Consider the following 6,322-nt stretch of genomic DNA (forward strand, 5'->3'; position numbering starts at 1 on the left):
GATCGGTAATGATGCTCCTCATGTCGTCAAGGGCTGTTTCGGGATGGGTAGGAGCTGGAAGATTTCGCGTGCGACGTAGCGCTTCAGGCATCGGATGATGAACCGTTTCTGCTTGCCTTCTTTGGTGCGCCGCTCGACGTAGGCCCTGGTGTCGGGGTCGGTGGCCATGCGCACCAGCACGATCCGCCACAGGGCGCTGTTGGCTTGTCGGTCGCCGCCGCGGTGTAGCCGGTGGTAGCCGTTGGTCTTGCCGCTGCCGGCGGGGATGGGGGCAACGCCGCAGAGCCGGGCGAAGGCGGCTTCGGAATGCAGGCGATCAGGGTTGTCACCGACGCTGACGAGCAGGGTCGCGGCGGTTTCGGGTCCGACGCCGAACGCGTTGAGCAGCTCGGGAGCGACCTGAATGACCAGGGCGGTGCGTCGGTCATCAAGGTCAACGATTTCGGTGTTTAGGTGGTGCACCCGGCGGGCCAGCACCCGAAGTGCGGATCCGCCTCGGCGGCTCTCCAACTCGGGCTGCTGCCGACCAGATGCTCGTCGAGTTGCGATCCCCGAGCGCGCGAGGCCGCAAGAGCCTGACCGCATGCACGACGGGCAGTGGCTGACGTGCTGGATGGCGGACAAGCCAGCGTTGCGGCCGTCCGCTCGTCGCAGCTACCAGGGCCACCTGGACAACTACTTGCTCCCGTACCTGCGCAACATCCCGCTCGCCGCGCTGACCGCCGCCGAACTGCGAGGCATTTTCCTCAGGTCGAGCAGGTCGAGCAGCCACGCTCGGGACATCGGGCGCGGCGTGAGCCGCTGCGCGTCGGCCGCCTCATCGAGCGCCCGTGCTCCTCTCCGGGCTAGGAGGTGGAACATCCGGAAGGCCGTTCCCCGGCGAACGTGGGGCTCCGCCGCCGACCCGGGCGGACGAACGAGCAGCTACTGATCATGAATCTTCCCGCCTTCTGGAGCAGGCAGCCAGTCTTCGGAAGGTCTGCCGCCGGCGTCGGGCTGGTTGAGGCAGGTTTCCAGTGCGGTGATGACCGAGCTGAGCGCGTGCCGGCTCCGCGGGAATCTCCGGCTGCTGGTGAACAGCAGACCCGGGACGGCCCGCTCGGTGTCCGCGGCGAGCAGCCGCCGGAAGTCTTTGACGTTTTCGGTGACAAGCCGCCGGGTCTTGGTGCCAGCCCACTCGTAGAGTTCGGGGTCGGTCATCGACCGCAGCTGCGGGTCGGCGGCTACCGCGACGACGTCGTGGCCGCGCCGGCGCAGCTCTACGGCGATGGCGGGGGAGAACATCTCGTCGAGGATCAACGCGACTCGTCGTGGCGGGTTCACGCGAGCAGCCGCTGTTTGGCGCGCCAGGCCTCCTCCGCTGCGCGGGAGTCGGCGTCGGCCAGCTCGAGTTCGGCGTCGATCTCCTCGGGGTAGGCGGTGTAGTAGCGCAATGCGCAGTGGATCCGCGCGGCCGGCAGGTTAAGCAGCTCGGCGACCGCTCGGACGGCGGCCTCGCCGCGTTCGTCGACCTCACGGGTTACCTTGACGATCTCCCAGATGTCCGGGCCGAGGGCGAGCGCGGCGCGCCGACCGGTGGGGCCGTCCTTGAACACCACCCCTGGGTGCTCCGCCATCCGCAGCCCCTCATCGACCAGGCGCTGAGCCAGCCCGGACGGGGTGGCGCCGGGCAGGGCCCGGGCTCGGCGTCGGAGCCGGTCCAAGATCGCTTGGTCGAACCGGATCGACAGCGGCGCACTCATGTAGTGCACGATAGCGGTTGCACTACAAAGGTGCCATTGCGGCCAGCGACGCGCCCGCCCGTGACGGTTCTGGTCGGCGCGGCCCGGTTACCGAGGCTACGGGTTGGCGGCCGAGCGACGGATCGAGCGCTCAATCTCATGCCACAGCCTGTGGCATGTTATTGGCTGTGGCGACGGTGGAAGAACTGATGTCGGCGGCCATGGAAGCGCGTCGGGTGGCGCAGCGCGCGCTGGCGCTCGCGGCGCGCGGCACGTTCGGCGGGGTGGTCATGGGATCGGATCTCGGTGGCGCTGGGCGGCACGCCGAACGGTGAGACGCTGCGCCGGAACTTTGCCGACTCACTCCGGCGGCCGATCGTATTTCTGTACCCCACGGGCTGAGCCCCGGGGTTGCGGACCCCGAACAGTTGGTCGCCGCGTTGCGCGACCAACTTGGCCTCAGTCGCGCCCAGCAGCTGGCGAGCCAAACCGCAGGTTGGGACCTCGAATCGCTCGCGCATCAAATTCGGCCACGACCAGGGACTTGGCCAGTCCCGCTGACCCGCAAGGAGGAGTCATGAACAAGCTGCTGCTCGGCCCCGCCGAGGCCGCCGAGATCCTCGGCATCGGTCGGACCAAGCTCTACGAGCTGCTGGGTGCCGGGACCGTCCGCTCGATTCACATCGGGCGCGGTCGGAAGATCACGCCGGAGGCGCTTCTCTAGTACGTCAGGGCGCGCGAGGCCGCGACGGCCGATGCGCTGTGCACAAGGCCCTTCCCTTGTCCCACCCGATGTCTTACCATGCCACTATGGCCATCCGGGACAAGCGCTCGATCTCCATGCCACCTGACCTGTCCGCCGCCGTCGAGGCGGCTGCCCAGGCCGAGGGCACTACGTTCAGCGGCTGGCTTGCCGACACCGCCGCGCGTCGGCTCAAGATCGAGGCAGGTCTCGCCGGCGTCTCCGCCTTCGAGGCGGAGGCTGGTGAGCTGAGCGAGCCCCAGCGAGCGGAGGGCGAGGCCTGGGCCCGCAAGATCGCCCGCAGACCGGCCGCCAAGGCACGCCGACCCAAGAGAGCGAGCGCATAGGTGGCCGGCGTCACCTACGACACCGGCGTGCTGCTCGCCGCGGAGCGGGGGGACGCGACGATCTGGAGCCGGCACCGAGGCCTGCTCCTCCACGGCTTGGTACCCACGGTTCCCGCTCCCGTACTCGCGCAGGCCTGGCGGCGTGGCTCCCGCCAGGCCCGACTGGCCCAGCTCCTTGACGGCTGCCAGGTCGAGCCGATGCTCGAGGAGCACGCGAAAGCCGTGGGCCAGCTCCTTGGCGAAGCCCGGCGCAGCGACATCACTGACGGTGCCGTCGTCGAGGGTGCCAGTCGACGCGGGGATCTCATCGTGACGGGGGACCGCTCGGACATCGAGCAGGTCGCGGTCGCGGCCGCGCGGATGCTCGATGTCGAGGACGTGTAACAGGAAGGACGGCCGACATGGGCCGACAAGTGGGCGTGCGCTCCGTTATGGCGGTTAGCTCGCCGGCCTCGTGTGCGATGGTGGCTTTGCGCAGCGGCTTCGGCGGCCGCGGATTCAGGATCCTTTGACAGCGATCTTTCGCGTATCTCCGCAACGAGCCCGCATCTATGTCATGACGGGCACGATGAAGTGGAAGTTGTCGGCTCCGACGCGTTCATGCAGGGTCCGCATGATGTGGTTAACGTCGTCGTAGGGACCGGCGACGTAATAGGGCTTGCCGTTCTCACCGAACCGGATGTCACACCGGCTGTCCCACGGCCCGAGGAGTTCTGCCGCGGATCTGAACTCTGAGGCCGGTTCGAAGCCGAGGCGCCGCGCGTAGTCGACGGCGCCAAACACCAGCTGCTGGGCAAGCTCGAGGGGTGCGGGCAGGGCCGGTGTGTCGAAGGAGGCGAAGAACCGCCGGACGGCTCCGGCCAGGTCGGCACGCGGAATCAGACGCGCGCCCAGGCCGTCCTTGACACCGAGGCAGTAAACGTCGACCAGATATCCGTCCATTGAAACCATCCCGGCCGGGCGATCGCGGGCCACCAGGACGCCGGTCAGCCCGCTGCCCGCGGTCCGATTGTCGGTCAGCCCGGGCCAGTCGGCGTGGCCCACGATGTTGAGGCCTGCGGCCCAGCCGGTGCTCACCCAGCACCCGGCGACGCCGGGCTCACCTGGCGCCGCTCGCTCGGCCGCGACCTGGCGGACGACTGGGGCGACGACTGCCGGGCGCAGCCCGAGGGCGTGGGCGATCTCCTTGGGAGAGCGCCCACCGGCGCGTAGCTGCCGTACCCGGCTGAGCAGCTCATCACGGCTGAGAGTGTCCGCGGTCATGGCTGCTGTTGTAGCCCACGCCGGGGCGTTCGACCGGCAGGGCGGCGGGCGTGTCGCCGGGTTGTCCTTCCGGTGTGCCGGCGCCGGCTCGAGTCGCAGACCTCCTCGACCGGCTGGACGCGGCGGCCGACGCCGACTGGCTGAGCGCCGAGCCGGATGTCTTGGCGGCGCAGGCGTCGCTCGCGCTCGAGCTGGCGGCCCGCTTCGCGACGCCGGGCGAGTTCGCCCGGTTCTGCGCCGACTGCGGGTACTGGTTCGACGAGTGGCTGCTCAACCTGCCGATGCTGCTCGCCGACGCGGGTCTGGTCGAGCAGGCGGTGACGGTTGCGGACACGGTGGGCCGGATCGACGAGCGGCACGACAGCCTGTATGCGTGCCTGGCGGCGAGCGGACTGGCCCGGGCCGGCCGGGTCGAGGCGGCGCGGGCCCGGATCGCGAACAACATGGGCCGGTGGGCGGATTTGCCATCGACCTGGGTGGAGTCGGCGGAGGCGTTGGCGGCGCTCGGTGACCTTGAGCGGCGCTGGCAGCCTACGAGCAGGCGGTGCAGGTCGCCGAGGAGCGCGATGAGCCGGACGAGATCGTGGATGCGAACGAGTGGTTGTCGGGGTTCCTCGCCGAACATCCGCAGCTCGGGACCCGGATCGGGCCGGTGCGCCAGCGGGTGCGTTCGGCGCGTGATCGGAGCGGCCGGACGACGGTCACCGGCGGCAGCCCCGTCCGGGTGGCGCGCAACGCCCCTGCCCATGCGGGAGCGGACGGAAGTTCAAACGCTGCTGCGGATGCCACCGGTGAGCCGTCGCACACAGCTGCCAGCGGCCTCGTGTCGGCGCCCCAACTCGGTTGGCCATCAGGCGAGCGTTCTCTGGCCCCGATTGTCTGTGTTCGTCCAGACTCGGCGAGGATGAGACCCCCCAAACTGAGGTCGGGCCGGCTCCGGTGGCGGGAAGCCGCTAGCGTCTTCGTCGACCCGCTGCCGCGTGGCCTGCCGGAGGTTCGCCGAGCCGATGAAGATGTCTTGGGTCACTCTCGATCGAATCTGTGACGAGCGCAGGCTCTCCGACGAGAGCTACCGCCGTCTGATCGAGGACAGTGACCGGCCCCTGCGCTGTGCTGCGGCGCAGCTCAGCGACGAGGAGCTGCTGGGGAAGCTGCGCGGCTTCGGATTCGACTTCGACCGGGACGGGCTGCGTCGGTTGTGCGAGGGCGCACTGTCGGCCGAGGAGGTGGCGCGGCCGCTGATGGAGAGCTGCGGCTTTCGCAACGACCGGGAGCGCGTGCAGGGCGAGTGGATCTGGATCTGCCTGGTCGCGCTCTGGCAGCGGTGGTGGCCGGACCAGGCCTGCCTCGAGCTCGTGGACGACAAGATCCAGGCCGGCTACCACGAGCCCGATGAATTCACGCGGGCTGCGATCTGGTTGGACGCCTGGTCCGACGTGCTAAGCCTTTGCGACGCCGCCGACATCGACTCCATCGATGAGTTCGACGATCGCTTTCCGATGACCCAGTCCCTCTACAACTGGGGTCAGGATCTGCAGGACGCGTTGTGGAACGCGGGGCTTCGTGACCGGGCGCTGCTGCGGGCCAGGATCGCCGTGTGCGAGGCGGCGCTCGGCAGGTTCTCCGACCAGGACCAGCTACTGGTCGAGAACCGGCGCCGGGCGCTGGCCGAGTCCTACTTCGAGGTCGGTGAGACCGACCAGGCCGAGGAGCTGTTTCGATCGTGGCTGGACGCCGACCCGTGCTGGGGGTTCGGCTGGATCGGTTGGGCGGCCTGCCACTTTTACTGTGCCAGCCGGCCGAAGAACTACGCCAAGGCCGAGGTGTTGCTGCGCCAGGGATTCTCGGTCCCGGGGGTGCGGGATCGCGACGCCGTCGCCGAATGGCTGCAGATCCTGTGCAAGGAGACGGGTCGCGCATCGGAGGCCCGCGAGTTGGGATGGCAGGCGCGGCAGTTGAAGCCCCAGCCAGGTCTTAGGAGCATGTCCGACAGGACGCATCCAGACGGTCACAACGCCCAGGAGGAGGTGTTGCAGGCTTCCTCGACAGTGGGCTTCGCGGACGCAGGGCCGCCGCTCACCGAGCTTGCCGTCGCCTCGTCGGCGGAACGGGCCTGTCAAGTTCTCTGTGTGTGACGGTGCTTGATGGATGGGGCTGAATAGCTCCTGGACGAGCACTGGCTCGTCGCAGTTGGGGCAATGGCCGCCGTCTCCCAGCCGGCGGCTGAACAGGTTGCAGTCCGGGCAGCG

Annotated in this window: 11 protein-coding genes; 7 read left to right on the forward strand and 4 right to left on the reverse strand. The window is 69.1% G+C overall.

Features of this window, described 5'->3' with window-relative positions; all coding sequences use genetic code 11:
- Window positions 1-18 precede the first annotated feature (18 nt).
- The gene (locus VNG13_00140) at window positions 19-477 is read right to left on the reverse strand and encodes a transposase (protein ID HVA58936.1); all 459 of its coding nucleotides are present in this window, start codon (window positions 475-477) and stop codon (window positions 19-21) included.
- 106 nt (window positions 478-583) lie between these two features.
- On the opposite strand from VNG13_00140, the gene VNG13_00145 reads away from it, so the two are divergent.
- Window positions 584-931 carry a hypothetical protein gene (locus VNG13_00145; GenBank protein HVA58937.1) on the forward strand — a complete coding sequence of 116 codons (348 nt, stop codon included), beginning with the start codon at window positions 584-586 and terminating at the stop codon, window positions 929-931.
- Here VNG13_00145 and VNG13_00150 read toward each other — a convergent pair.
- Window positions 925-1,323 carry a DUF5615 family PIN-like protein gene (locus VNG13_00150; GenBank protein ID HVA58938.1) on the reverse strand — a complete coding sequence of 133 codons (399 nt, stop codon included), beginning with the start codon at window positions 1,321-1,323 and terminating at the stop codon, window positions 925-927. The two genes, VNG13_00145 and VNG13_00150, sit on opposite strands and share 7 nt — an antisense overlap.
- The gene (locus tag VNG13_00155) at window positions 1,320-1,742 is read right to left on the reverse strand and encodes a hypothetical protein (protein ID HVA58939.1); all 423 of its coding nucleotides are present in this window, start codon (window positions 1,740-1,742) and stop codon (window positions 1,320-1,322) included. Before VNG13_00155 ends, VNG13_00150 begins: the two co-directional genes overlap by 4 nt.
- A 167-nt stretch (window positions 1,743-1,909) precedes the next feature.
- On the opposite strand from VNG13_00155, the gene VNG13_00160 reads away from it, so the two are divergent.
- The 4 genes from VNG13_00160 (at window position 1,910) to VNG13_00175 (ending at window position 3,194) form a co-directional block, all read left to right on the forward strand.
- Window positions 1,910-2,056: a hypothetical protein gene (locus tag VNG13_00160; protein HVA58940.1), complete on the forward strand. Its 147-nt coding sequence runs from the start codon at window positions 1,910-1,912 to the stop codon at window positions 2,054-2,056.
- A 242-nt stretch (window positions 2,057-2,298) separates the two neighbouring features.
- Window positions 2,299-2,445, forward strand: coding sequence for a helix-turn-helix domain-containing protein (locus VNG13_00165; GenBank protein ID HVA58941.1), 147 nt, complete (start codon window positions 2,299-2,301; stop codon window positions 2,443-2,445).
- 86 nt (window positions 2,446-2,531) lie between these two features.
- Complete coding sequence (locus tag VNG13_00170) at window positions 2,532-2,810, forward strand: hypothetical protein (GenBank protein HVA58942.1); 279 nt, start codon at window positions 2,532-2,534, stop codon at window positions 2,808-2,810.
- The gene (locus tag VNG13_00175; GenBank protein ID HVA58943.1) at window positions 2,811-3,194 is read left to right on the forward strand and encodes a hypothetical protein; all 384 of its coding nucleotides are present in this window, start codon (window positions 2,811-2,813) and stop codon (window positions 3,192-3,194) included.
- A 165-nt stretch (window positions 3,195-3,359) separates the two neighbouring features.
- Here the strand turns inward: VNG13_00175 and VNG13_00180 are convergent, their stop codons facing one another.
- Complete coding sequence (locus VNG13_00180) at window positions 3,360-4,073, reverse strand: hypothetical protein (protein HVA58944.1); 714 nt, start codon at window positions 4,071-4,073, stop codon at window positions 3,360-3,362.
- Window positions 4,074-4,147: 74 nt separating this feature from the next.
- Between VNG13_00180 and VNG13_00185 the strand changes: the two genes are divergently transcribed.
- A complete protein-coding gene (locus VNG13_00185) occupies window positions 4,148-4,981 on the forward strand; it encodes a hypothetical protein (protein ID HVA58945.1) in 834 nt (277 codons plus the stop codon).
- Window positions 4,982-5,080: 99 nt separating this feature from the next.
- Window positions 5,081-6,208, forward strand: coding sequence for a hypothetical protein (locus VNG13_00190; GenBank protein HVA58946.1), 1,128 nt, complete (start codon window positions 5,081-5,083; stop codon window positions 6,206-6,208).
- Window positions 6,209-6,322: the final 114 nt, after the last annotated feature.

Source organism: Mycobacteriales bacterium, from assembly GCA_035533475.1.
Classification (GTDB): domain Bacteria; phylum Actinomycetota; class Actinomycetes; order DATLTS01; family DATLTS01; genus DATLTS01.

Excerpts from the sequence above, each read along its gene's own strand:
- VNG13_00145 (HVA58937.1), top strand. The coding sequence starts at position 584 with ATGCACGACGGGCAGTGGCTGACGTGCTGGATGGCGGACAAGCCAGCG.
- VNG13_00155 (HVA58939.1), bottom strand. The coding sequence starts at position 1,742 with ATGAGTGCGCCGCTGTCGATCCGGTTCGACCAAGCGATCTTGGACCGG.
- VNG13_00165 (HVA58941.1), top strand. The coding sequence starts at position 2,299 with ATGAACAAGCTGCTGCTCGGCCCCGCCGAGGCCGCCGAGATCCTCGGC.
- VNG13_00170 (HVA58942.1), top strand. The coding sequence starts at position 2,532 with ATGGCCATCCGGGACAAGCGCTCGATCTCCATGCCACCTGACCTGTCC.
- VNG13_00180 (HVA58944.1), bottom strand. The coding sequence starts at position 4,073 with ATGACCGCGGACACTCTCAGCCGTGATGAGCTGCTCAGCCGGGTACGG.
- VNG13_00190 (HVA58946.1), top strand. The coding sequence starts at position 5,081 with ATGAAGATGTCTTGGGTCACTCTCGATCGAATCTGTGACGAGCGCAGG.